14 protein-coding genes are annotated in these 24,167 nt (G+C 28.4%); 8 read left to right on the top strand and 6 right to left on the bottom strand.

The genetic code is table 11. The annotated features are described in order from the left end of the window. Positions 1-178 precede the first annotated feature (178 nt). From rlmF to I0K12_RS13080, 3 genes are all read right to left on the bottom strand, one after another. A complete protein-coding gene (gene rlmF, locus I0K12_RS13090; RefSeq protein ID WP_196888572.1) occupies positions 179-1,063 on the bottom strand; it encodes a 23S rRNA (adenine(1618)-N(6))-methyltransferase RlmF in 885 nt (294 codons plus the stop codon). 20 nt (positions 1,064-1,083) lie between these two features. Then, positions 1,084-2,319 carry a purple acid phosphatase family protein gene (locus I0K12_RS13085; RefSeq protein WP_196888571.1) on the bottom strand — a complete coding sequence of 412 codons (1,236 nt, stop codon included), beginning with the start codon at positions 2,317-2,319 and terminating at the stop codon, positions 1,084-1,086. A gap of 158 nt (positions 2,320-2,477) precedes the next feature. Continuing rightward, complete coding sequence (locus tag I0K12_RS13080; RefSeq protein WP_196888570.1) at positions 2,478-5,057, bottom strand: T9SS type A sorting domain-containing protein; 2,580 nt, start codon at positions 5,055-5,057, stop codon at positions 2,478-2,480. A 533-nt stretch (positions 5,058-5,590) separates the two neighbouring features. On the opposite strand from I0K12_RS13080, the gene I0K12_RS13075 reads away from it, so the two are divergent. After that, the gene (locus I0K12_RS13075) at positions 5,591-8,047 is read left to right on the top strand and encodes an outer membrane beta-barrel family protein (protein WP_196888569.1); all 2,457 of its coding nucleotides are present in this window, start codon (positions 5,591-5,593) and stop codon (positions 8,045-8,047) included. Between the two features lie 65 nt (positions 8,048-8,112). Here the strand turns inward: I0K12_RS13075 and I0K12_RS13070 are convergent, their stop codons facing one another. Together I0K12_RS13070 and I0K12_RS13065 are read right to left on the bottom strand one after the other, a co-directional pair. Continuing rightward, entirely contained in the window at positions 8,113-12,120 is a 4,008-nt protein-coding gene (locus I0K12_RS13070) for an HYR domain-containing protein (protein WP_196888568.1), read from the bottom strand. Between the two features lie 389 nt (positions 12,121-12,509). Continuing rightward, positions 12,510-14,135, bottom strand: coding sequence for an ABC-F family ATP-binding cassette domain-containing protein (locus tag I0K12_RS13065; protein WP_196888567.1), 1,626 nt, complete (start codon positions 14,133-14,135; stop codon positions 12,510-12,512). Positions 14,136-14,427: 292 nt separating this feature from the next. On the opposite strand from I0K12_RS13065, the gene I0K12_RS13060 reads away from it, so the two are divergent. The 4 genes from I0K12_RS13060 (at position 14,428) to I0K12_RS13045 (ending at position 19,717) form a co-directional block, all read left to right on the top strand. Further along, positions 14,428-15,390, top strand: coding sequence for an NPP1 family protein (locus I0K12_RS13060; RefSeq protein WP_196888566.1), 963 nt, complete (start codon positions 14,428-14,430; stop codon positions 15,388-15,390). Positions 15,391-15,605: 215 nt separating this feature from the next. Beyond that, a complete protein-coding gene (locus I0K12_RS13055) occupies positions 15,606-16,949 on the top strand; it encodes a hypothetical protein (protein ID WP_196888565.1) in 1,344 nt (447 codons plus the stop codon). A gap of 303 nt (positions 16,950-17,252) precedes the next feature. Beyond that, entirely contained in the window at positions 17,253-17,963 is a 711-nt protein-coding gene (locus tag I0K12_RS13050; protein WP_196888564.1) for a hypothetical protein, read from the top strand. A gap of 875 nt (positions 17,964-18,838) precedes the next feature. After that, positions 18,839-19,717: a phosphatidylserine decarboxylase gene (locus I0K12_RS13045; protein ID WP_196888563.1), complete on the top strand. Its 879-nt coding sequence runs from the start codon at positions 18,839-18,841 to the stop codon at positions 19,715-19,717. A 60-nt stretch (positions 19,718-19,777) separates the two neighbouring features. On the opposite strand, the gene I0K12_RS13040 is transcribed toward I0K12_RS13045, so the two are convergent. Continuing rightward, positions 19,778-20,869 carry an endonuclease gene (locus tag I0K12_RS13040; protein ID WP_196888562.1) on the bottom strand — a complete coding sequence of 364 codons (1,092 nt, stop codon included), beginning with the start codon at positions 20,867-20,869 and terminating at the stop codon, positions 19,778-19,780. A 293-nt stretch (positions 20,870-21,162) separates the two neighbouring features. Here I0K12_RS13040 and I0K12_RS13035 point away from each other — a divergent pair, with 293 nt between their 5' ends. Genes I0K12_RS13035 through I0K12_RS13025 form a run of 3 tightly spaced genes read left to right on the top strand, consistent with a single transcriptional unit; the run spans position 21,163 to position 24,164 of the window. Next, on the top strand, positions 21,163-22,404 hold the full coding sequence (locus I0K12_RS13035) for a DUF1015 domain-containing protein (protein ID WP_196888561.1): 1,242 nt from the start codon (positions 21,163-21,165) through the stop codon (positions 22,402-22,404). A 13-nt stretch (positions 22,405-22,417) separates the two neighbouring features. Beyond that, positions 22,418-23,080: a YggS family pyridoxal phosphate-dependent enzyme gene (locus tag I0K12_RS13030; RefSeq protein ID WP_196888560.1), complete on the top strand. Its 663-nt coding sequence runs from the start codon at positions 22,418-22,420 to the stop codon at positions 23,078-23,080. Position 23,081: 1 nt separating this feature from the next. Continuing rightward, the gene (locus tag I0K12_RS13025) at positions 23,082-24,164 is read left to right on the top strand and encodes an exonuclease domain-containing protein (RefSeq protein WP_196888559.1); all 1,083 of its coding nucleotides are present in this window, start codon (positions 23,082-23,084) and stop codon (positions 24,162-24,164) included. The last annotated feature ends 3 nt before the right edge of the window (positions 24,165-24,167 follow it).

Here is a 24,167-nt window from a genome sequence, read left to right as displayed (position 1 = left end):
AAAGAGAAAATTCGAATAAAATACTTTGAAAAAAGAGAGAAAATTATGAAAATTGCTGTCGGAATACATAATTTCAGAGTTACACTCAGAAGTCCCTTACAAAATCAATCGTGATAATGTTTAATAAAAAATTAAATAGACTCTTTTTTATTTTTTTAAATAAATTAATCCTGAAAAGTTAAAACCTCCACGCAACTACTCTAGTTATTTTATTCCCTTGTTGCATCTCAATAATTTTAAACTCTTTTGCTCCAAATTTCTCTAAAGACTTTTTCATGCTTTTAACATTTTCTTTTTTAGAAACTAAAGTTGTAAACCATCCAACTTGTTTTTTATAAAAAGTACTTTCTTTAATCATTTTATGTAGGAAAGACTTTTCTCCACCTTCATACCAAAGTTCATTATCAATTCCACCAAAATTTAAATTAGAATTATTCTTCTCTTCTTTTAAATTCTTCCATTTTCTTTGCGTTCCTGCCAATGCAGCTTCTTGTGAATCATGAAAAGGAGGATTACACATCGTAAAATCAAAATAGTCTTCTTTTTTAATAATATTATTAAAAATAGCATTACTATCTTTCTGTAATCTAAATTTGATATTCTTTTTTAAACTAGTATTTCGTTTTACAATCTTCTCAGCATTATAAAGTGATTTTTTGGAAATATCCGTTGCAATGAACTTCCAATTATAGACAGAACTTCCCAAAATTGGATATATACAGTTTGCTCCAGTTCCAATGTCTAAACCAGTAATTTCTTCCTTTTTTAAAGATGAAAGTAAATCCTTCAAATGATGAATATAATCTACTCTTCCTGGAATTGGTGGACAAAGGTTTTCTTTTGGAATTGTATAAAAAGATATTTGATAATAGGTTTTTAATAATGCTTTATTAAATTCAAAAACAGCTTTCGAGTCTGAAAAATCAATAGAAAGATTTCCAAATTTATTGGGTTTTACAAAAGATTTTATATCTTCATTTTTTTCCATCAACAACTCAAAATCATACCCATCTTTATGAAGATTGTTCGGATGTAATCCTTTATTTTTCTTTTGTTTTGTCATTATTTTTTCTTGTTCTAATATTATTTTTCCATCGTAAAAGTATCAAATACTTCTCCTGTTTCTGAATCAATTCCTTTAAATACTAATTTTTTTCCTACTATTTCGAAAGTTGTAAAATGTCCTTTATGATAAAATTTTGATACAATATCTCCATCTTTACAATTTTTCTGATTACTTGGGTCAGGAGTCCATGGAGTTTTCAATTTCCCTCCTGCTCCTGCTGTTATTGAAATAAAACCATTTTCGATTTCAGGATATTTTTCATCATCAGAATATTTTGTTAGAATATTTCCATTTTTGTCATACGGTCGTAATCTTTCATAAGTATGTGCATGACCATTTAAAACAAAATCGATATTATTTTCTGCAAAAACATCGTACAACTTCATCACGTGCTTATAATCTTTTTTATAAGAACAAGTTTTCCCATTATGATGTAAATACACAAATATCCAATCATATTTTCCTTGATTTTCTTTTAAAGTTTTTTCTAACCAAGCTTTTTGTTTTCTGAATTTATAAAAACCACCTTCTCTAGAATCTAAAGCAATAAAAAATGAATTTCCATAAGAAAAAGTGTAATAATGTTCATTATTTGGAAGTTTCCATTCTCTTTTAAAATTCTCGTCAGGATCCGAGTACCAATCGTGATTTCCTAAAGCTGGATAAAAAGGAATATTTCTTAAAATCGGTGCCATTGGCTCATAAAAATAAGCATCGTATTTCTTACTTTCTCCAATCGGATAGACAATATCTCCTAAACCAATTCCAAAATCTGGACGGGTTTCTAATTTATTAATTTGATTTGCTGTAATATCTGGAAAACCTCCTTTCGCTTTTGGCTGCCCTATATCTCCCATTGCATAAAAAGAAAATTTCTCTTTCGATTTAGCTTTAACAGAAGAAATAAAATAATAAGAATCTCCTCCTGCCATAAGAGAATCATTGTTATAAATTTCATAGAAATATTTCGTATTTGGTTTCAAACCTTTTAAAACAACCTCATTTAAAATATTTACATGTTTATCTACAACTTTTCCATCTACAGATTTCATTTCTAATTTTGATTCTCCATATTTAAGAGAAACTTTTGAAATAATGTTTGTTTTCCAAGAAATTGTAGCACTATCAGCAAATACCGTTTGAAGATATGGCTCTCTTTCTAATTTTAAAGATTTCTTTTTTTCTGAATATTCTATTTTATAAAATGCAAAACTTATGAATAAAAGTATTGCAATACTTAATTTTTTAATCATGGTTAATTTGAATTATACGCTACAAAGTTACATTATATTTTAAGCGCTACAATCAATATTTATTAGTCTTATATTAAATCTTTGTAAGAAATTTTAAACAAAAAAAGACCTTCCCAAAATTGAGAAGGTCATTAAAAAGTAAACTAAATAATCAAAGATTATTTACGAATTATAATTTTCTTTGTAACTAAATGTTTCTCAGAAACAATTCGTAAAATATAATTCCCACTTGAAAGTGAAGAAAAATCTAAGTTCGTAACTGAAGTAATAGAAGAATAATTTCTATTTAAAACTTCTTTTCCAGTTAAATCATAAACTTTTAAAGAAGCTTTCTCATTAATATCTATACTAATTTTGGCACTTGTTTGAATTGGATTTGGATAAATTTTAGCTAAATCACTTGAATTTCCATCTGTAACATCTTCTACATCTAAACTAGTCTCCACTACAGAAGCTCTCCAGATTCCACGTCCATAAGTTGCAATTACTAAATGATTTTCAACTGAATTAATTTCTAAATCACGAATAGCTGTGTGTGGTAAATTGTGATTGTATAAAATCCACTCATCAGCAGTATCATCCATATAGTAAATAGCATTATTTTGTGCTAAATAAACTGTATTGTTTTTAGAATCTTTTTGATGTGCAATTGTTACATTTGAAACTCCATTTGTAGGTAAATTAAATGTAATATTTGTCCACGAAGCTCCTCCATTTATTGATTTATAAACTGCATCTCTTGTTGTAACATAAATAATATTTGGATTGTCTTGATTGTAATCAAAATTAGTAATGAAATTCCCCCAATATTGTCCTCCTACTGGTGATGTAATTGCAGTAAATGACATTCTACCATTAGAGTCTAAAGATGACGGATTAGATTTATATAATTTATATTCGTCTGAAATTAATAATTTATTATCATCTTCAGGGTTTACTCTAATAATACTTAAATTCTTTGTAAAACCAGTTGATGTTGCATTTGGATCTTTTGAAACTTGTACAAATTGATATTCAGATTGAGCTTCATTAAATTCTAACTTATAAAGTCTATTATACCCAGCATATAGCGTTCCTTCATTCCCAAATTCTAATGGAGTAATCCAATCTCCAGCAATATTATTTGGACTATTGGCAATTCCTCCACCATTATTATTTTCTACATCATAAACTGACAGGTATTGACCAAACTGAAGAAATCCAAAATAATAATTTGAATCTGTTGGATCAATAGCAGCATCCATTCCATCAGCTCCATGATACACTTTCCAACTATTATTAGAGAATGCAAATCCTCCGTTATCTTGAAGACCTCCTGCTATTTTTGAAGAAGTTTCAGGAGCAACATCAACTCTATAGAACTGACTGATATTTAACCCGAAAGTTTTATTTTCAAATGATGTTCCTGCATTTTCAGAAATATAAATACCTCCATCTGTAGAAGCGTAGAATTTTCCGTTATAAAATTTTAAATCATGAATATCTGCATGGGTATAACTAGGAAGAGTTGGTTGGTTCCAAGCATTCATTCTAAAAAATGATTGCCCTCCATTAATTGATTTAAAAATATTTAAATTTCCAACAAAAACTTCGTTTTCATTTGTATCAGAAACTGTAATTGCCAAATCATAAAAAGCTTGTTGAGAACCATCATAAATATCAGAATCTGTAGGAGAATGTACTAAAGAAAAAGTATCTCCACTATCTTCTGATTTATATAAACCTTTGAAAGTTTCATTTTGATTAGAATAAAGAGCATAAACAATATTCTCGTTTGCTGGTGTCACAGCAATTGCAGTTCTACCACCTAATAGTTGAGAGTGTGCTTCTTCAAAAGAATCTCCTGCATTAGTAGATTTTAATACTGAAGATGAATTTGCACTATTTAAAACAACATAAACGGTATTAGGATCATTAGGTTTTAATCTAATTTCTTTTACATTTCCTAAAACAACTCTAACCCAAGATTGCCCTGCATCAGAAGTTTTATACAACCCTTGGTTTGTACAAACCCATAACATGTTTGAATCTTCTGGATTGATTAAGATTTCTCCTGAAAGTGTAAATCCTCCAAGACTTGCTAATTTATCCCAAGTTTGTCCTCCATCAGTAGATTTGTAAACACCATCCGATAAAGAATCAGAAGCATCCTCATCTCCTGTTGAGATATAAATTGTATCAGAATCATTATAATCAACAGCAATCCCTGATACACCAATTGAAGGTAAATAATCCGTCATTGCTTCCCAATTTTCACCATGATCTGTAGATTTCCACATTCCACCATCTGGCGTTCCTACATATAAAGTATTTGGGTTATTTGGATCAACTACTGTGATATTAACACGTCCTTGTCCTGGGCTCCAAGAACTAACATTACTATGAGAAAAAGGTCCTAAAGGAATCCATTGTCCTGTATTTTCATTTCTTCGATAAGATTTCATATCCTGAACATTTTTCCATGCTTCAGCAATTTGTTCTGCCGAAAATAATGTTCCATCAGGATTTACTCTATATCTCCAATTCTCCTTCCATCTTTCATATACTTTAACTCCACTTCCTTTAAAGTCTGAAGGAACGCTCTCCCAATAAGCATCCAACTCTGCAACTCTTTGATTGAAGTTAAAATCAGATTCATTCTGTTCTGCAGAGATAGCTCTACGTACTGGGGCATCTATACTCTGAGAGAAAGATAACGTAGATGCAATCAGCATAACAGGTAGTAATAATTTTTTCATAAGTGTGTTTGATTGTTTTTAATTATATACTATAATATTATTATAATATTTAAAGATAGCTGACAATATTAGTAATAGTTTACCTCATTTCACAACCAAAATAATTCTATTTATAACTTTTACAGAATAAAAATGATTTTTTCAAAATAATTAAATTTTTGTTTATTTTTTAACATTTAAAAGTTTTTTGTTTAAAATATTAAGATTTGTAATTATAAATACAACTTTCTTAATTTTAAAAAGCAAAGAGTTTAATTATTTTTTCAAGTAAATAAATTGAAAAAAATCAAATTTTAAGAAAAATCTATTTAAAAACTCAAATAAATTATTTCAAAATTTAGTATAAATAATAAGATTATAGTTTTGTTTTATTATTTATATAGTAGAGAATTAGAGACATTCCTTACACTATCACTCATAAATTCGTATTTAAATTGATTTTTAATAAAGTTGATTTAACGGATTTTTAACAGCAAAATATACAATGAAAATCTACTTTCACCCATTAAATCAAAACACAACAACCTTACTAAATGAAAACAAAACTACTATTTGTTCTTACACTATTGACTTTTACTTTTGTACATTCTCAAAATGGTAGAAAACCTATTTTTGAGATTTCAGGAAAAGTAATTGATGAAGAAACAAAAGCCCCTTTAGAATACGCTACAATCGTTTTTACCCCTAAAAATAGAGGAAATGTAACTGGAGGAGTTACCGATGAGAATGGAAACTTCATAATTAATGTACCTCAAGGAAATTATACTATTACAGTTGAATTTATTTCTTTTAAAACAAAATCTCTTGGGTTAAAAAATATTACTTCTAATTTGAATTTAGGAACTATAACTTTAAGAGAAGACGGTGAAACTTTGGATGAAATTGAAATTAGAGCAGAAAAAACGACTGTTGAAGTTAAATTGGATAAAAAAATCTACAATGTAGGAAAAGATTTAACGGTTAAGGGTGGAACTGCTTCAGATGTTTTAGATAACATCCCATCTGTTTCTGTTGATGTCGATGGTACTGTAAATCTTAGAGGAAGCGATAATGTTCGAATTTTAATCAATGGAAGACCATCAGGTTTGGTTGGTCTTTCGAGTACAGAAGCTTTACAACAATTTCCAGCTGATGCAATAGAAAGAGTTGAGGTAATTACAAGTCCATCTGCAAGATATGACGCTGAAGGAACCGCAGGAATTTTAAATATAATTTTAAAAAGAGGAAAAGTTCAAGGATTTAATGGATCTATTACAGCAAATGCTGGACATCCAGATTATTTTGGAGGAAATGCAAATCTAAATTATAGAACTGAGAAATTTAATTTCTTCACAAATCTTGGTTATACTTATAGAAATGCTCCAGGTAATTCTTCCGTTTTTCAAAAGAACATCATGAATAATGAGATCAATAGTTTTTTATCCGAAAAGAAAGATTATGATCGAAAAAGAAATTTTGCAAATATTAGCTTAGGTACTGAATATTTTATAAATGACAAAACTTCGATGACTGGAAGTATTTTTTATCGAAATTCTGATGGAAATACGTTTATAAAAAATAATGGAAAAATATTAAATGCTGACACATCTCTTGACAAACAATATGTGAGAACAGAAGATGAAACCTCAGATGGGGAAACTTTTGAGTTTAATTATAATTTTTCTAGAAATTTCAAAAAAGAAGGACATAAATTAACAGTAGATTTTCAGTTTGACAAAACAATTGAAGATAATACTGCAGAGATTTTACAGCAAAATATTTTTGATTCTGAAAATTTAGATTTGTCAAATGAAGATGAAAAAACAATAAATAATCAAAACGAAAAAAGTTATTTAATTCAAGCTGATTATGTTCTTCCGCTTGGTGAAGTTTCTCAGTTTGAAGCTGGATATAAAAGTGATCTTGAAAACGAAATCACGGATTATTCATTATTTTTAAGAAATGCGAATGGTGAATTTGAAAAAGATTTAATTACTTCTAATGTTTTAGATTACACAGAAAATATTCATTCCTTCTACTCACAATTTGGAAGTGAATTTGGAAAATTCTCTTATTTATTAGGTCTTCGTTCTGAGATTACAGATATAAAAATTAAATTTGCAGACGATTTTTCCGGTTCAGATAATAATGCAACAAAAAATTACACAAGCTTTTTTCCTTCTGTAAATTTAGGATATGAATTTTCAGAAAGCTTGAGTTTATCTTTAGGATATAACAGAAGATTATCAAGACCTCGTTCTTGGTTTTTAAATCCTTTCCCATCACGTTCTAGTGAAACAAATATTTTTGTCGGAAATATCGATTTAGATCCTGTTTTTACAAACTCTTTTGAAACTGGTATTTTGAAAAAATGGAAGAAATTCACTTTAAATTCTTCCGTTTATTTTAGAAGATCTACAGATGTAATACAATTTATTTCAACAGAAATAGGAGAAACAGAAGATGGAATTCCAATTATTCAAAGAAGTCCCGTGAATTTATCTTCAAGAAATCAATATGGGTTTGAGTTTACTTCAAACTATTCTATTTTTAAATGGTGGCGAATTTCTTCTGATTTCAACTTTTTTAAATTTGAAACTAAAGGAGCTTATGAAGATATCAGTTTTGATGCTTCAAATTTCAGCTGGACTGCAAGATTAAGTTCAAAAATTACTTTATTTAAAGAAATAGATTGGCAAACTAGATTATTTTATAGAGGACCATCCGAAAACGGTCAGACAGAGCGAAAAGGAATTTTCAGTGCTAGCTTAGCTTTTAGTAAAGATGTTTTAAAGGACAAAGGAACTATCACTTTAAATGTAAGTGATTTGTTTAATTCAAGAAAAAGAAAATCAACTACTACTACTCCAACAACAATTTCAGAAAATGAATTTCAATGGAGAGAAAGACAAATTCTTTTGAGTTTTACTTATAGATTCAATCAAAAGAAAAAACAACAAAGAGGTTCTAGAGGATCTTATGATGGCGGTGGAGATGAAGGAGGGTTTTAAACTTATTATACAAGAAAGCGGATTCAAAATTTGAATCCGCTTTCTTGTTTATTTATATATAAAACTTATTTTTTTATTATTCTTGAAGAATGAGCTAAATCTTTAGATTTACAAATAACATGATATGTTCCAGATGCTAACTCTGAGATATCTACATCAGTTACGTTATTTGCTTCTATTACTTTTATTCTATTACCAAGAACTGAATATATTTCAATTGTATCAATTCTGTATTTTGAAGACACATAGAAAACATCAGTTGTTGGATTAGGATATAAAGTTAAATTTAATAATTCCTCTTCATCTATACCAATTTTAGGTTCTTCTTCTAATTGTAAATCAAATTGACAAGAGATTGTATTCCCTCCATTATCTGTAACATTAATGGTTACTATATGATTACCAAAAGGCAACTGTTCTCCTACTTCAGGATCCTGTGTAATTGTATAACCACAGTTTTCGATAACTTCAATATCTTCAATATAATCTTCCATGAAATAAACTTCACCATTTGGCAATAATTTATAATCAGATGTTATACATTCTTCTACAAATTCTGGGTCTGTATCATCAATTGCAAAAACTGTAAAAGTAAATGAATCTGACTCTCCTGAACCATTTGTGACTGTAACTGTAACATCTGTATCTTCAGTAACATGAGTTAATGGTGCAGGAACCTGCGTAAATATAACATCTCCACAGTCAATTGAAGGAGTGAATATATTTAAATTAATGTAATTAGCAACAATTATTTCACAATCAGCATTTAATTTTAATGAGTGATTTGCAATATAACCTTCTAAGGTAAATTCCTCATGAGAAGTTACTGTTACGGTAAAAGAACATTCAAATAATTCTCCTTCTATGTTTGTATATTGATAAACATTTGTAGTTTCTCCAATAGGAAATAATTCTCCACTTGCTAAACCTTCTACTAAAACAAAATTATTAGAAGCTAAACAATTATCTACCATCAAAGGTGTGTCATAAACAACATATTCTCCACATTGACCATTATTAGATGTTGATGCTTGTACTACTATATCTTCTGTACATTGAACTTGTGGTTCTTCTGTATCAATAACATTTACTTCAAAAGTACAAGTATAAAAAGTTCCGTCTGTACTAATAATCTCATATGATATGTTAGTCATTCCAATTGGAAACATTTCTCCAGATTCTAGACCTTCTGTTTGAATAATCGAAATTGGACTACAGTTATCTATAATCGTAGGCATTTCAAAATCAACTACTGCACCACATTGTCCTGGGTCATTATTAACTTCAATATTTCCAGAACATGTTAAAACTAAAGTTTGTGTATCTTCAACCTCAACAGTGAAAGAACATTCTGTTGTTTCTCCATCAGAATTTTCAATAATAAATGTATTCGTTGTAATTCCAATAGGAAACATTTCTCCTGAAGCAAAACCAGAAGTTTGAGTTATTGTAATTTCTTCACAATTATTTTCAAGAGATGGCATTTCATAATTTATGATTGCACCACATTGATCAACATCATTATCAACTACAATATTTTCAGGACAACTTAGAGACACATCATTCGTCGAATTTAGTATCACTTTAAAAGAACAAGAATATGTTTCAGATGTTTCTGTAGATGTAAAAATGAAAGTATTTGTTGTTTCACCTACAGGAAATTCTTGACCACTTGCTAGACCTTCTGTTTGTGTGACTGTGAATGAATAACAATTATCAGATATTGTTGGTAATTCATAAGAAACAACAGAAGAACAAGAAGCTGAATTTGTATCCATTGTAATATCTGAAGGACAATTTATTGTTGGAGTAAGATTATTAATTACTGTAACTGTAAATGAACAATTGAATACCTCTCCTGAATCAGTAACAATCGTGTAAGAATTTAATGTCTCTCCAACAGGGAATAATTCTCCACTTACTAATCCTGTCTCTTGAGTTATATCAGTATCTCCACAAAAGTTCATTGCTTGTGGTAAATCAAATGTTACATGTGCTCCACATTCTGCAGCATCTATATTCATAGTAATATCATCAGGACAACTTAATTCAACATTTGAATTTTCTTGAACAATAACTTTCTGAGTACATGTTACAATATTTCCTAACGAATCTTCAATTTGAAAAGTATTAATTGTTTCACCTACTGGGAAAAATCCTCCACTTACAATACCATTCACAAGTGTAGGAACAATATCACTATCACAATTATCTTGAACTTCAGGCAAATCATAGGAAACAGTTGCTCCACATAAACCTGCTTCGGTATTTACAGTAATATCATCTTGGCAAATTAATTGTGCTGGAGAAATATCTTGAGAAATAACAATAAAACTACAAGAAGTTTCATTTCCTGCATCATCCGTTACGGTTAAAGTTATATTCGTTGTATTTGAAATTTCCGTACCAGCTGCAGGTGTTTGAACTACTGTGTAATTACAATTATCTGTTACATCTAATAAATCAGAATAATCTGGTAAAATCGTTTTACAATCTGCTTCTGGATTTAAAAGTTGAATTCCTACACATCCGTTAATAACAGGAAACTCATTATCTTGAACCAAAACTTGAACTGGTAATCTTCCACTACTTATACAAATATTTGAAGTTGAATTTGCTTGAGCCCAATATGTTGTTCCACTAACAATATTTATAGAAGAATCTAGTGGTGTATCTGAAGTTTCAGAATCATACCAAACTATTTCCGTTCCAACTTGAGAAGTTACTTGTATATCACTCAAAGGTATAATATTACAAAAAGATTGAGGTGAATCTCCTACAGGTGTATTAATAACTAGAGGTTCTCCTTGAAATTCGTAGGCTCCTAAATCAATTGTACTTGAATTATAAACTCTTGAATTATTATCTAAATCCGTTTCAAAAGTATTTAATGTATTATTTCCAATATTAATCGCTGGCGAACATTCTTCTAATCTAAAATTCCCAGCTTCAACATCAGCAAAAATAGGGTCAAAATCAACATTATTACCTAAATCTATTCCTATTGCTGAAGTCCCTATTCCTCCATCTATTAAAGAGTATTTCACATATACTTTACTACCACTTGTATTATAAATAGATTCTAAAGTGTTAGCCTCATTACCATAAATAATAGAGTTATTTAAATATACATTTGTATTTTGATCATTTGCAATTCCCGCACCTGCATAAGCTACTGTATTATTAGCTACTGTTCCATTGTTAATCGTTATTGTAGAATTCTTATTTCGTATTCCACCACCATAAAATTGCGTTGTATTTTCGTAGAAAAGTACATTGATCATAGTAATGGAACTATCTTCATTATACATTCCTCCTCCAAACAAATCTGAAGAATTATTGTTTACAATAACATTAGTTAAAGTTTGAATTACACTTTCCTCATTAAAGACAGCTCCCCCATTAACATTCGCATGATTATTTTTAAATTCAACATTCTCAAAAGTTGTGATTGAATTATTTGCACAAATTGCTCCTCCATAATCAGCACTACAATTATCTATGATAATATTTTTAAAGTGTGCTAAAGAATTTTTAATATAAATCCCTCCACCTCTATCATATGAAATTGGTCCATTTGCTAATCCATCTTTTATAGTAAAACCATCTATCAATGTATTATTCCCACTTATTCCTAAAATATACATTATTTGATAAGCATTATCATTGATATTATCAGGTGTTTCTTCAAAATCTGCAGATAAAATTGTTTGATTTTCTTCATGATCCCTTTGTGATAAATCCGTTTCAGTACCATTAAAACCTCCATATATTTTCACTTCGCTTGTCAAAATAAATGATCGACTTCTAACGTCTGTTATGTTTACCATTTGCGTTGGATAATAAGTACCTTCTGCAACCCAAATTTCAACATTGGTTAAATCACCTGTTAAAGCATCTTGAAGAATATTATAAGCTGAAGACCAACTTGTTCCATCTCCTCCAGGTGTTGCATTAACATTCACATATTTAATAATTGTATTTACACAACTAGTATCATCATCAAAATTGGTGGCTAAAGCACTTTGAATGAAAAGTATATTTAGAAATAATATATAAAGTAATTTTCTCATCATATTAATTTAGACTATTTGTTATATCAAACAGCTATTATTTAGGGGGTTAATAAAATGAATCTTATTTTTAGAAAAATTTAATAATCTTCTTGCAATTTGTGAAAAAAAAACGATAAAATCAAATATATATATTAATTTTTGTTAAATTAAAAGTAAAATATTGTTAATTATTTGATTTTTTTGAGGTTATATTGAATAAAAATTAATATTTTTTAATTTTAAGGTAGAAAACTGATAAAAATCATACTTTCAATTATTTACAATAAAAGATGATTTTATATTTATTTAAAAAAAGAATTAAAGAAATAATTTAAATAACGTATAAGAATATTGGTTTTTAAGCAAAAAAAAATGATTGAGATTTCTCCCAATCATTTTGATATTTTTTAAGAATACATTTTCTTTCGTAATTCTTGAATTTTTGGATCTTCTAGATATTCATCAAATGTAGAATGTTTATCAATCACTCCATTTGGTGTAATCTCGATAATTCTATTTGCTACAGTTTGCGCAAACTCATGATCGTGCGTTGTGAAGATTACGTTTCCTTTAAAGTTTTTCAATGAGTTATTGAAAGCTTGGATCGACTCTAAGTCTAAGTGGTTTGTTGGCTCATCTAACATAAGAACATTCGCTCTTGTCATCATCATTCTAGAAACCATACATCTTACTTTCTCTCCTCCAGAAAGAACATTACATTTCTTTAATGCTTCTTCTCCACTAAAAATCATTCTTCCTAAGAAACTTCTTAAGAAAACTTCTTCTTTCTCTTCTTCTGTTTTAGCATATTGACGTAACCAATCTACTAAATCTAAAGTATCATCTTGGAAAAATGATGAGTTATCAAGAGGTAAATAAGATTGTGTAGTTGTAACTCCCCATGCAAATTTTCCAGTATCTGATTCTAATTGACCTGCAATAATATTGTATAAAGCAGTAACAGCTCTAGAGTTTTTAGAAATTAAAGCTACTTTATCTCCCTTATTTAAATTAAAATGAATGTCTTTAAATAATAATTCTCCATCCTGAGATTTACTTAAATTCTCAACATTTAAAATTTGATCTCCAACTTCTCTATCTTTATCAAAGATAATAGCTGGATATCTTCTTGAAGAAGGCTTGATTTCATCCACATTTAATTTCTCAATCATTTTCTTTCTACTTGTTGCTTGTTTAGACTTTGCAACGTTTGCAGAGAAACGACGGATAAATTCTTCTAATTCTTTCTTCTTATCTTCAGCTTTCTTATTTTGTTGTGCTCTTTGCTTTGCAGCTAACTGACTTGACTCATACCAGAAAGTATAGTTCCCTGAGTAGTGGTTAATCTTTCCATAATCAATATCAGAAATATGTGTACATACAGCATCTAAGAAGTGACGGTCATGCGAAACAACGATTACTGTATTATCATAATTTGCTAAAAAGTTTTCTAACCAAGAAATTGTCTCAAAATCCAAATCATTGGTAGGCTCATCCATGATTAATACATCAGGATTTCCGAAAAGTGCTTGTGCTAATAACACACGTACTTTTGCTTTTCCTTCCATATCTTTCATTAAAGTATAATGCTGCTCTTCTTTAATTCCTAATGAAGATAATAATGAAGCTGCATCACTTTCTGCAGTCCATCCTCCCATTTCTTCATACTCAATTCCTAGCTCTCCAGCTTTAATTCCATCTTGTTCTGAAAAATCAGGTTTTGCATAAATAGCATCCATCTCATTCTTGATTTCATAAAGCTTTTTATTTCCCATAATAACAGTTTCTAACACTGCAAAATCATCAAAAGCATAGTGATTTTGAGATAAAACTGACATTCTTTTTCCTGGCTCTAATGTTACGTGTCCAGAAGTTGGATCCATTTCTCCAGATAATATTTTAAGGAATGTAGATTTACCCGCTCCATTCGCTCCGATAATTCCATAACAGTTTCCTTGTGTAAATTTTGTATTAACTTCGTCAAACAAAATTCTTTTTCCAAACTGTACAGATAAATTTGATACTGTAAGCATTATATATATTTAATTTATTTAAAATTTTCTGCAAAATTAAAAAAATAAAATTTGACATATAAATATTGTACAACATTTATTCAAATAAATTTTAAATTAAAAAACATATGTTCAGAAGTTATAATTATGGATTGAAATAAAATTTAATCTAAAATCAATTTTTAAAAATTAAACTTCACAATTACAGATACATATTATAAACCTAGCTTTCCGTTTATTTTAGAAAAGCATTAACAGATTTAGATAAAATATTTTAATAATTTAAAGAATCTAACTTTTTTAAAACTAAATTATGAAATCTAAAAAATTAATTCTGTGTTTAATACTTCTTGGAATTATTATTTTTTCTTGTAGTGATGATGAAACTACTGATGGTGTAAATACTTTGGGAGAAACAGCTGGAACTGCTGCATGTTCAGATTGTCCAAACTACATTCCTGAGGATATTGATCCAGAAACTCGTCAAATTCTTGCTTTAAGGTATGCTCCTCAATTAAGATTCGATCAAGTCGCAAGTACATATCCTGTAAAAGGTAGTCAAATTGTTGAATTATCTTCAGGAGCAAATTGTAATGGACAGTTAAATTATAAAACTAGACCAAAAGAAAATACAGATTTTAATTATGTAAAATCAAATGCGGAAACTTATTATATTTTAACCAAAATTCCTTCAAAACCAGGTAGAATTATTATTAATTATTGGTGGACTTATTATGTACAACAAAAATGTGATGGTGTATCTGGAGCACATGATTATGATTGGGAAAATGTAATTGTACAAGTTGACAATGCTTTAACTCAAGACGGAGAAGTAAACCCTGACGGTAAAATAAGAGCTATTACTTTTTATCAACACAAAGGTTCTTATACTAGAAGAGCAGATCATACAGGTTTTACAGATGGTTCAAAACAACATCCTGTGGTTTATGTAGGAAAAACTAATCACGGTTCTTATCATGATGATGGTGGAACAGGAACTTGTTGTTATTGGGAAGACTGGAGAAATCCTGGAAGTAAAAAACATTATTTAGATACTTGGGTAATTTCAGATAACATGGTAGAACTTGATTGCAATAGTACAAAATATCCTTGGATGGGATATAATTATGGCTGGGGAGGTATTGGAACAAATCCTCTTTGGAGAAATCGTGATTACAGTACATTAGATGCTTGTGCTGGCTTTAAAACTTTTCAAGTTTGCCATACAAATGGATGTTTTAAATCCGATTTTCAAGGAAAATTAATTGATATTTAATAGTTTAATTTAAATTATTATTACAATTAAGATATACATAAAGAATTATGATTTACATTTTTTTATAATAATAATTTTAAGTGTAAACATAATTTACTAAACTTTCATTTTTTAACATTAAACTAAATTTCAAGTTAAAAATATTAATTTCACAACCCATTGATTGCCACTTTCTTAAATAAGTTTTAAATTTATTATAAACAAAATTAAATAATATGAAAACAATTAATTACTATTTATTTTTATGTGTAATAATATTAAGTATTACTTCATGTACAGATAAAGAAAGCTTCCCTACTCTTGAAGAAGAATTTGAAGGCTTCCTTTACACAAGTACAAACTCTTCTACAGGCAACGAAGTTTTAGCAATGGGAAGGAATAAACACGGAAAACTTACAGAATTGATACATTCACCTTTTAGTACAGGAGACAATGGTGATGCTATTAAAGGAAATTTTGATTCTCAACAAGGAATGATGATGGTTGGTCATTATCTTATAGTTGTGAATGCAGGAGAAAACCCTTTAAATGGTTCTTTAAGTGTGTTTAAAGCAGATAAGAACAAAGGTCATTTAGAAAGAATAGATCAAGATCCAACTACTTCTACAGTTGATAATTGTGATTCAAAAGGTGTTAGACCTGTTAGTATGACACATACTTTTGCTGGAGGTAAAGAATGGATTATTGTTGCAAATCAATACTCAAATCCTTATTATGAAGGAAGTCCTGCTTCGTTGAATGGTTCTATTCAGAACACTAACTTGAGAAATTTAACTGTTTTTGAATTTGACCAAAAAACTGGAATCTTAAAATTTAACAATACTGATATTGTATACAATGATGGAAATTATGGTGGCCCGGTTTCTATTGGATTTAATTCAAATGGTGATAAACTAGCTGTTACAACTTGGGGAGTTCCTCATCTTAATGTAAGTGACCCTGATCCAAACGTACAACAACCAAGCAGAGTTTATGTGTATGATTTTAATGCTGGAATGTTGACAGAATCTTCTGTTTTTGAAGAAGAAGGAATCTCAGGTACAATTGGTTGCTCTTGGAGTAATAACAATAATTACTTATATGTAGCAAATTCAAATGTTTCAGCTGATAAAAACAATAATAGTATTACCGTATTACAAAGTTCGGATTTAAGTAAAGTTCAAAATTTTGCAACAGGAAATAATAATGGACATGCTAGTTGGACTTGTGTTTCTAGTAATAATTTAGATTTTTTCACAAGTAGTTTCACTGACAATTTTGTATCTAGTTTTAAAATTGATCAAACAACAAATCTTCTTGAAAAAACTTTAACTCCAAACTATTTTAGAAGAAATGGAAATATTCCAGCAGGTGATACAAAAGACATGTTCCAGTTCTATGATAATAAACTTTATGTTTCTGGAGCTGTTAATACTCATGAAATTAGCTATTTCCAAATAAAAGGAGACGGAAATCTGGAAGAACATAGACATTCTCCATTTGTTATTCCTTCTACTGCAAACACTATGAGTTATGATAATGCATTTTTAGGATTAACAGGTTTTGAAAGAGAAAAATAGTAATTGTTTTCTTTAAATATAATATTTGAGGTAATCTCTTCTTTGAGATTGCCTTTTTTTATTTATAAATCAACCCATTGGACAATTTAATATTTTAAACTATAAATTAAAATATTAATTCAATATCAAACGAAATACCTCCTATTAAGTTAAACTAATAATTATAAATTTAATAATACTTACACAACAACATGTTAATATTTTATATTTAATTTATTTTTTATGTTAATTTAATTTATTTTCTTTTCGTATTCAATTATTTATTAGTTAATTAGCAACATCAATAACAAAAATTAAAATAAAATGAGAAAAGAAGATTTCGATGCTTACAAAAAAAATTGGATTGACAATTTAAAAGACACAAACGGATATAACAATGTTAAAACATGGTTTGATACAAATAAAAATTTCGTATTTACTCCAAATGTTAGAACTTGGATCTCAAATACTTTCAGTAATGAAAGTAGTGTAATTGGATATATCGGTGAAAATAATGGTACTATTTATCTTATGTTCAAAAATACTTCAGAAACTGAATTTAAAGCAATAGAATTAGAAACAATAACTTCTGAAATTGAATTTATAGAAAGAAAAGAAATCGTAAATTTAAACAGAACAATACTTAATACGAATTTAAGTATCAAAAGACAATCTAAAGAGGTTTTTGATAACAAAATTAACTTTCCAGAATTTGATGAAACAACAGCTGTAGACACTGTTTCTAATTGGAATAGAAATCGTATGGATTGGTTTAAAACTAACTTTGATGGAACTCCAGAAAACACTATTTTTCAGGAATTTAAAATTCCTAAAAAATCAATCTTAAGAGATTTATCAAGTTTTAATGTAGATTTAAATTGTTTATTTGGTTTAAAAATGGATCAAACTTTAAACAAAATGCTACCTACTTTAGTTTTTGCTGGAGATAATTCAGAAATATTGAATACTCCTATATCAGTAAAAACTTTTTCAAATGTTTCTGATTTCTCACAACCTAGACCACCTTTAGATTAATTAAAGATTAATTTTATAGATAACAACCTTTGTATTTATACAGAGGTTGTTTTTATTTATCCTAATTAGAAAATTATAAATTTCTGAAAGTATATTAAATAAACCTCACCCCTTAATTTTTATCTAAATAAAATGAATTTATAAAAAACAAAATGTATCTATTTCAAATTTCAACTACATTAACAATAATCTGTCTAGTTACATGTGTAGCATTTGGATGGTTAAAATTTACAAGTAAAAATGAAAAATTTCTTCATTATTTATCATTTTTACTCCTTTTTGAAATCATAACTAACTTTTTAAAATTAAATAATATTGATAACATCGCTTTATATCCTGTTTATGTTATTGGCGATTTTATTCTTATAATGCTTTTTTTAACTAAAACTTATACCATTGAAAATCGATTCTTGATAAAAAATAAATACTGGATATTTTTACTTTCAATAATCTTCACTATTGAACCTTTATTTTTAATATTTACCAAACAAAATCCAATATTAAGTTATTCTAAACTAATATCAAACACACTAATTTTAATATATATTGCATCTATATTATTGCAATTTTTAACAAAAATAAACTTAAAATTTATAGATTTTGTTTTACCTATAACACTTTTTATTTATTATAGTATTTCTACTATTTTATTCCTGAGTTTAAACTTCTTAGTTCAATCTAATAATATTGGATTATTCTATAAAATTTGGACAATAAATAATTTCTTATCTACTAGTTTATATATTAGTTCAATTATCTATTTTTATTATTCAAAAAAAGAAGAACTTAAAAAATCATTGGTTGAGTAATTTTCTTATAGTATCTTTGAGGGCTTCTTGAAATTGAAAGTAAGCAAATAATTAAAAGAATAAAGAATGGAGTCTGTTACTTTTGTAAATAGAAAAACAAGAGAAAAAATTGTAGAACAAATACCTAGCGCAGGAATGTTAAAATTCCTTTATAGTTCAGCTCTAGGAAAAGCTTCTTTACAACTACTTTTTAAAAGAAAAATAGTTTCTAGTATCGGTGGTTGGTATATGAACTCAAAAGGATCAAAAAATAAAATAGAAAATTTTATTAAAGAATATAACATGGACATGTCAGAGTATATTTGTCCAGAAAATGGTTTTAGTTCTTTTAATGATTTTTTCTACAGAAAAATAAAACCTGAAGCAAGACCTATTGGAGATGGTGTTGTTTCACCTGCTGACGGTAAATTACTAGCCTTCAACACTATAAAAGAAAGTAATAATTTCTTTATCAAAGGAAGTGAATTTACCGCTAAATCATTTTTAAAAGATGAAACATTAGCCAAAAAATATGAAAATGGAGCAATGGTGATTATTCGTTTAGCTCCTGTCGATTATCATAGATTTCATATGCCTGCAAGTGGAGAAATCTCGGAATCAAAACTTATAAATGGAGACTATTATTCTGTTTCTCCTTTAGCTTTAAAAAAGAGTTTAGAAATTTTTTGCGAAAACATTAGAGAATATAGTATTCTAAAAACTTCTGAAAACGGAGATATTTTAGTTTCTGAAGTTGGAGCAACCATGGTTGGTAGTATCATTCAAACTTATAAACCAAATACTAAAATTGAAAAAGGATCTGAAAAAGGATATTTTGCTTTTGGTGGATCTACATTGGTTTTATTTTTTGAAGAAGGAAAAGTAAAATTAGATGAAGATTTAATTGAAAATACTAAAAACGGTTTTGAAACTGTAGTAAAAATGGGAGAAAAAATCGGTATTTAAAAATATAAACTCAAACCAATTTATATTTACAATCTTAAATTGGTTTGAGTTAAATTATATCTAGTTAATCATTAATTTCATATTTTTTTGTTGGTCATTATCATATTTTACTTTTACTATGAAAAGACCTTCTAAATGTCCTATTGCTATTTTATCTTCTTTTGAATTTAATGTTTCTTTTAAAAGTAATTTTCCTGTCATATCATATAATTCTACTTTTGCATTTTGACTAAACCCAATTATTGAAAATTCTTCTTTTGAAGGATTTGGGTAAATCATGATATCCCTACCTAAGTCTTCCTCCAATACAGAAACGCTCAAAGTAGGATTCCAATTTTCGTTCATTTTACTTCCCCAAATATGATCTGCTATTTCTGGATAATCAATAAATGGATTTCTGTTCAACTGATAATCATCAAAAATGATATTATTCCTATTCATTTCAAAAGCGTCCACAGGGTCTTCTTCATTCCAGACCAAAAGTGTATTTAAAACACCATGATAAGGAGCTTTATCTGTTTGAGGCGGAGTAGAATTTGTCATTTGTAAATCTGGCTCACCATTGAAACCCTCATACCTAGTAGCCATATAAAAAATCATTCTAGCTACATCTCCTTTTACTTCATCTCTTGGCTGAAAAGTCCATAGAAAAGCGTCTATCTTTGAACCTGTATTAAAACCTTTATCAACCACATCTTGGCAAGTCATGCAATTATCAAAAGAACGATTACTTCTTGTAGAGTTAACGCTTGCACTTAGTGGTCGAAGATGATGTACATCTGTTCCAGCACCTTTTGAAGTCCCAAAATCACCTCTTGATTTTGCCCAAACATGCTCTCTAGTCCAACCATTTCCATTGTTATACTCTTGCGCAGCGTTTATAGATCTACCAGAATATATAAGAATCACATTTGCCGAATTATTCGGGTCTCGATCTGTTACTTTTAGAATATCCCAAACATCTGTAGAACTACTTGTGTAGGGAAATTCTACATGACCTTTAATGATTTCATAGAGTGCTTCTTTCAGGTCATCGCCTTTTGTATTATAAGCACTCGTATAATAATCTGGTGGTGCTTGCGAGAACAAAGAAAAGTTTACACTTAAAACAAAAATAAATGTTAGGAATAGTTTTGTTTTTACGTTTTTCATAATATTACATTTTATCATCTACATTCAACAATCGTTTTGATTATTTTTCAAAAAACATCTGAAAAAACGCAATAAGTAAAAATGGGGCGAGTAGAATTTTCTATATTTAATTTTAACATTCTATAGAAAAATTATGCTTTTATAAAGTAAGTCAAATATTTAGTGATTTGATATTAAAAAAATCATAATAATATTCTAGAAACTCTAAATTTTCAGGTATCTAATAATTTATTTAAGTGAATTATTTCCTTTATCTTTGAATCTATTTTTAGAATTTTAATAAAAAACATTACATGGCTATTGTAAAACCTTTTAAAGCTGTTAGAGCAACAAGAGATAAAGTAGGATTGGTGTCTTCTAGATCTTATGAAGATTATACACCAGCGGAGTTGGGTGCTCAACTAGACTTTAATCCTTATTCTTTTTTACATATAATAAACCAAGGTTACAAACACCAACGTGAAGTTTCTGACACCATTCGTTTTGGAAATGTTCACAAAAAATATAAAGAATTTAAAGAGCAAGAAATTTTTATTAAAGACAAAAAACCTGCTTTTTATATCTATAAAAAAATTACTCCTCAACACACTTTTTGTGGAATTATAGCTGCTACGAGTATTGAAGATTATTTGAATAATACAATCAAAAAACACGAAGGTACTTTACATAAAAGAGAAGAATTATTTGAAAATTATTTGAAAGCTACTGGATTTAATACAGAACCAGTTTTATTGACCTATCCTGACAATGACGAAATTCAGTCAATTATTCAGAAATATGAATCAAGAAGAGCTGAATATGAATTTACAAGTAATGATAAAAAATCACATCTTCTTTGGGTTGTAGATGAGCTAAATGATATTGAAGAAATTGAAATTGCATTTGGTAAAGTAGAATCTATTTATATCGCAGATGGTCATCATCGATCTGCTTCAAGTCATTTGTTACTTCAAGATTTTTCAAAAAATAGTGAAAATCATACTGGAGATGAACCTTATAATTTCTTCATGAGTTTTTTAATTCCTGAATCTAACTTGAAAATTTCAGAATTCAATCGTTTGATTACGGATTTAAATGGACTTTCTACAGATGAGTTTCTTGAAAAATTATCAGAGTGGTTTATCATCGAAAATCTTGGACAACAATTATTTAAACCAGATGAAATGCACACTTTCAGTATGTACCTGGAAAATGATTTTTATAAACTTTCGCTGAAAAAAGAACATTATAAATTCACAGATCCTTTAAGTGAATTAGATCCTCAGATTTTATTTGATACTGTTTTAAATCCAATTCTTGGAATTGAAGATTTACGATACGATACACGTATTTCTTATTTCAACGGAAAAAACGATGGAGTTCATTTAAAAAATGGTGTGGATACTGGTGAATATAAAGTTGCTTTTGGATTATTTCCTGTTTCTGTAAAACAATTAAAACAAATTGCAGATGCTAATTTACAAATGCCTCCAAAAAGTACTTATATCGAACCAAAATTAAGAAGTGGAATTACGATTTACGAATTCACAGAATAAAAAGAAAAGAAAAATGTCAAATATCAAAGAAAACTTAGAAGAAATAAAGAAAACAATTCCTGAAAATGTCACGTTGGTAGCTGTTTCTAAAACAAAACCAAACGAAGATATTTTAGAAGCATATGAAGCAGGACAAAGAGTTTTCGGTGAAAATAAAGTACAAGAAATGGTGGAGAAACATGAAGCTTTACCAAAAGATATTTCCTGGCACCTAATTGGTCATTTACAAAAAAACAAAGTAAAATATATGGCTAGTTTTGTGGATTTAATTCATGGAGTTGATAGTTTAAAAACTCTTGTAGAAATTGACAAACAAGCCAAAAGATATAGAAGAAATATTTCTTGTCTTTTACAGATTAAAATTGCTAAAGAAGATACTAAATTTGGATTTGCTTTTGAAGATGTAAAAGAAATTTTAAAAAGTGAAACTTTTCGTAACTTAGAGAACATAACTATTAAAGGTTTGATGGGAATGGCTACGTTTACGGAAAATGAAGAAACTATTCGAGAAGAATTTTCGACTTTGAAAAAAAATTTTGATGAGTTAAAAGTTTCATATCCAGAGATGGAAACTATTTCGATGGGAATGAGTGGAGACTATCAAGTAGCTATCGAAGAAGGTAGTTCGATGGTGAGAGTAGGAAGCGCAATTTTTGGAAAAAGAAATTATAATTAATTTGTACGCAATAATCGACATAGAAACTACTGGAGGTAAATTTAATGAAGAAGGGATAACAGAAATTGCTATCTATAAATTCGATGGTCATGAAGTTGTTGATCAATTTATCAGTTTAATAAATCCAGAAAAAGAAATTCAAGCATTTGTTGTAAATCTTACTGGGATTAACAATAAAATGCTTCGTAATGCACCAAAATTTTATGAAGTTGCAAAACGTATTTTAGAAATTACGGAAGATTGCGTGATTGTTGCACACAATGCTTCTTTTGATTATCGAATTTTAAGAACAGAATTTTCTAGACTTGGTTATGATTATCAAAGACAATCTCTTTGTACTGTAGAATTGAGTAAACAATTAATTCCTGATGTTCCATCTTATAGTTTAGGGAAACTTTGTCGTTCTTTAGGAATTGCTGTTACAGATAGACACAGAGCTAGCGGAGATGCAATGGCAACTGTAAAGTTATTTAAGCTTCTATTGAATAAAGATAATAATAAAGTCATTATTCAAAAAAACACTAAAAATGCCGTTCCTATTAAAAAGTTAGCTCCAAAACTTCAAGGAATTTTAGATAGCTTACCAACCAATAAAGGTGTTTTTTATATACACAAAAAAGGTGGTGGAATTCTTTATATTGGAAAAGCGCATAATATTAAAAAAGCAGTAAATCAGTTATTTTTAAAAACTACAAAAAATTCGAAATATATTCAGAAAAAAGTAGTTTCTGTTTCTTATGAAATCACAGGAAATAATCTGATTAATAATCTGAAATATTATAAGGAAGTTCAGCTAAATAAACCTACTTTCAATAATAAAAACAAGAAAAATGCAGATGCTGTAAAGTTCAATAATGATAACATGTTAATTATTGACAGAGGAAGAAGTGTGAGTGAAAGGTCTGTGATTTTGATTGAAAATCAAGAAGTAGTTGGTTTTGCTTATGTTGATTTAGCACATCAAATTAGTAATCTTGACATTTTGAAACCTCTTTTATCACCTTTAGAAAATAGTAGTTACAATCGTTCTTGCATTAAAAAACATCTAGACAATCATAAAGTTGAAAAAATAATCCGATTCTAAAAT

Source organism: Aureivirga sp. CE67 (assembly GCF_015767245.1).
In the GTDB taxonomy this organism is placed as follows: domain Bacteria; phylum Bacteroidota; class Bacteroidia; order Flavobacteriales; family Flavobacteriaceae; genus Aureivirga.
This window is presented reverse-complemented; position numbering and strand designations above follow the sequence as displayed.

Excerpts from the sequence above, each read along its gene's own strand:
- I0K12_RS13070 (WP_196888568.1), bottom strand. The coding sequence starts at position 12,120 with ATGAGAAAATTACTTTATATATTATTTCTAAATATACTTTTCATTCAA.
- I0K12_RS13050 (WP_196888564.1), top strand. The coding sequence starts at position 17,253 with ATGAGAAAAGAAGATTTCGATGCTTACAAAAAAAATTGGATTGACAAT.
- I0K12_RS13030 (WP_196888560.1), top strand. The coding sequence starts at position 22,418 with ATGTCAAATATCAAAGAAAACTTAGAAGAAATAAAGAAAACAATTCCT.
- I0K12_RS13085 (WP_196888571.1), bottom strand. The coding sequence starts at position 2,319 with ATGATTAAAAAATTAAGTATTGCAATACTTTTATTCATAAGTTTTGCA.
- I0K12_RS13055 (WP_196888565.1), top strand. The coding sequence starts at position 15,606 with ATGAAAACAATTAATTACTATTTATTTTTATGTGTAATAATATTAAGT.
- I0K12_RS13075 (WP_196888569.1), top strand. The coding sequence starts at position 5,591 with ATGAAAACAAAACTACTATTTGTTCTTACACTATTGACTTTTACTTTT.
- I0K12_RS13065 (WP_196888567.1), bottom strand. The coding sequence starts at position 14,135 with ATGCTTACAGTATCAAATTTATCTGTACAGTTTGGAAAAAGAATTTTG.
- I0K12_RS13045 (WP_196888563.1), top strand. The coding sequence starts at position 18,839 with ATGGAGTCTGTTACTTTTGTAAATAGAAAAACAAGAGAAAAAATTGTA.
- rlmF (WP_196888572.1), bottom strand. The coding sequence starts at position 1,063 with ATGACAAAACAAAAGAAAAATAAAGGATTACATCCGAACAATCTTCAT.
- I0K12_RS13060 (WP_196888566.1), top strand. The coding sequence starts at position 14,428 with ATGAAATCTAAAAAATTAATTCTGTGTTTAATACTTCTTGGAATTATT.
- I0K12_RS13040 (WP_196888562.1), bottom strand. The coding sequence starts at position 20,869 with ATGAAAAACGTAAAAACAAAACTATTCCTAACATTTATTTTTGTTTTA.
- I0K12_RS13035 (WP_196888561.1), top strand. The coding sequence starts at position 21,163 with ATGGCTATTGTAAAACCTTTTAAAGCTGTTAGAGCAACAAGAGATAAA.
- I0K12_RS13080 (WP_196888570.1), bottom strand. The coding sequence starts at position 5,057 with ATGAAAAAATTATTACTACCTGTTATGCTGATTGCATCTACGTTATCT.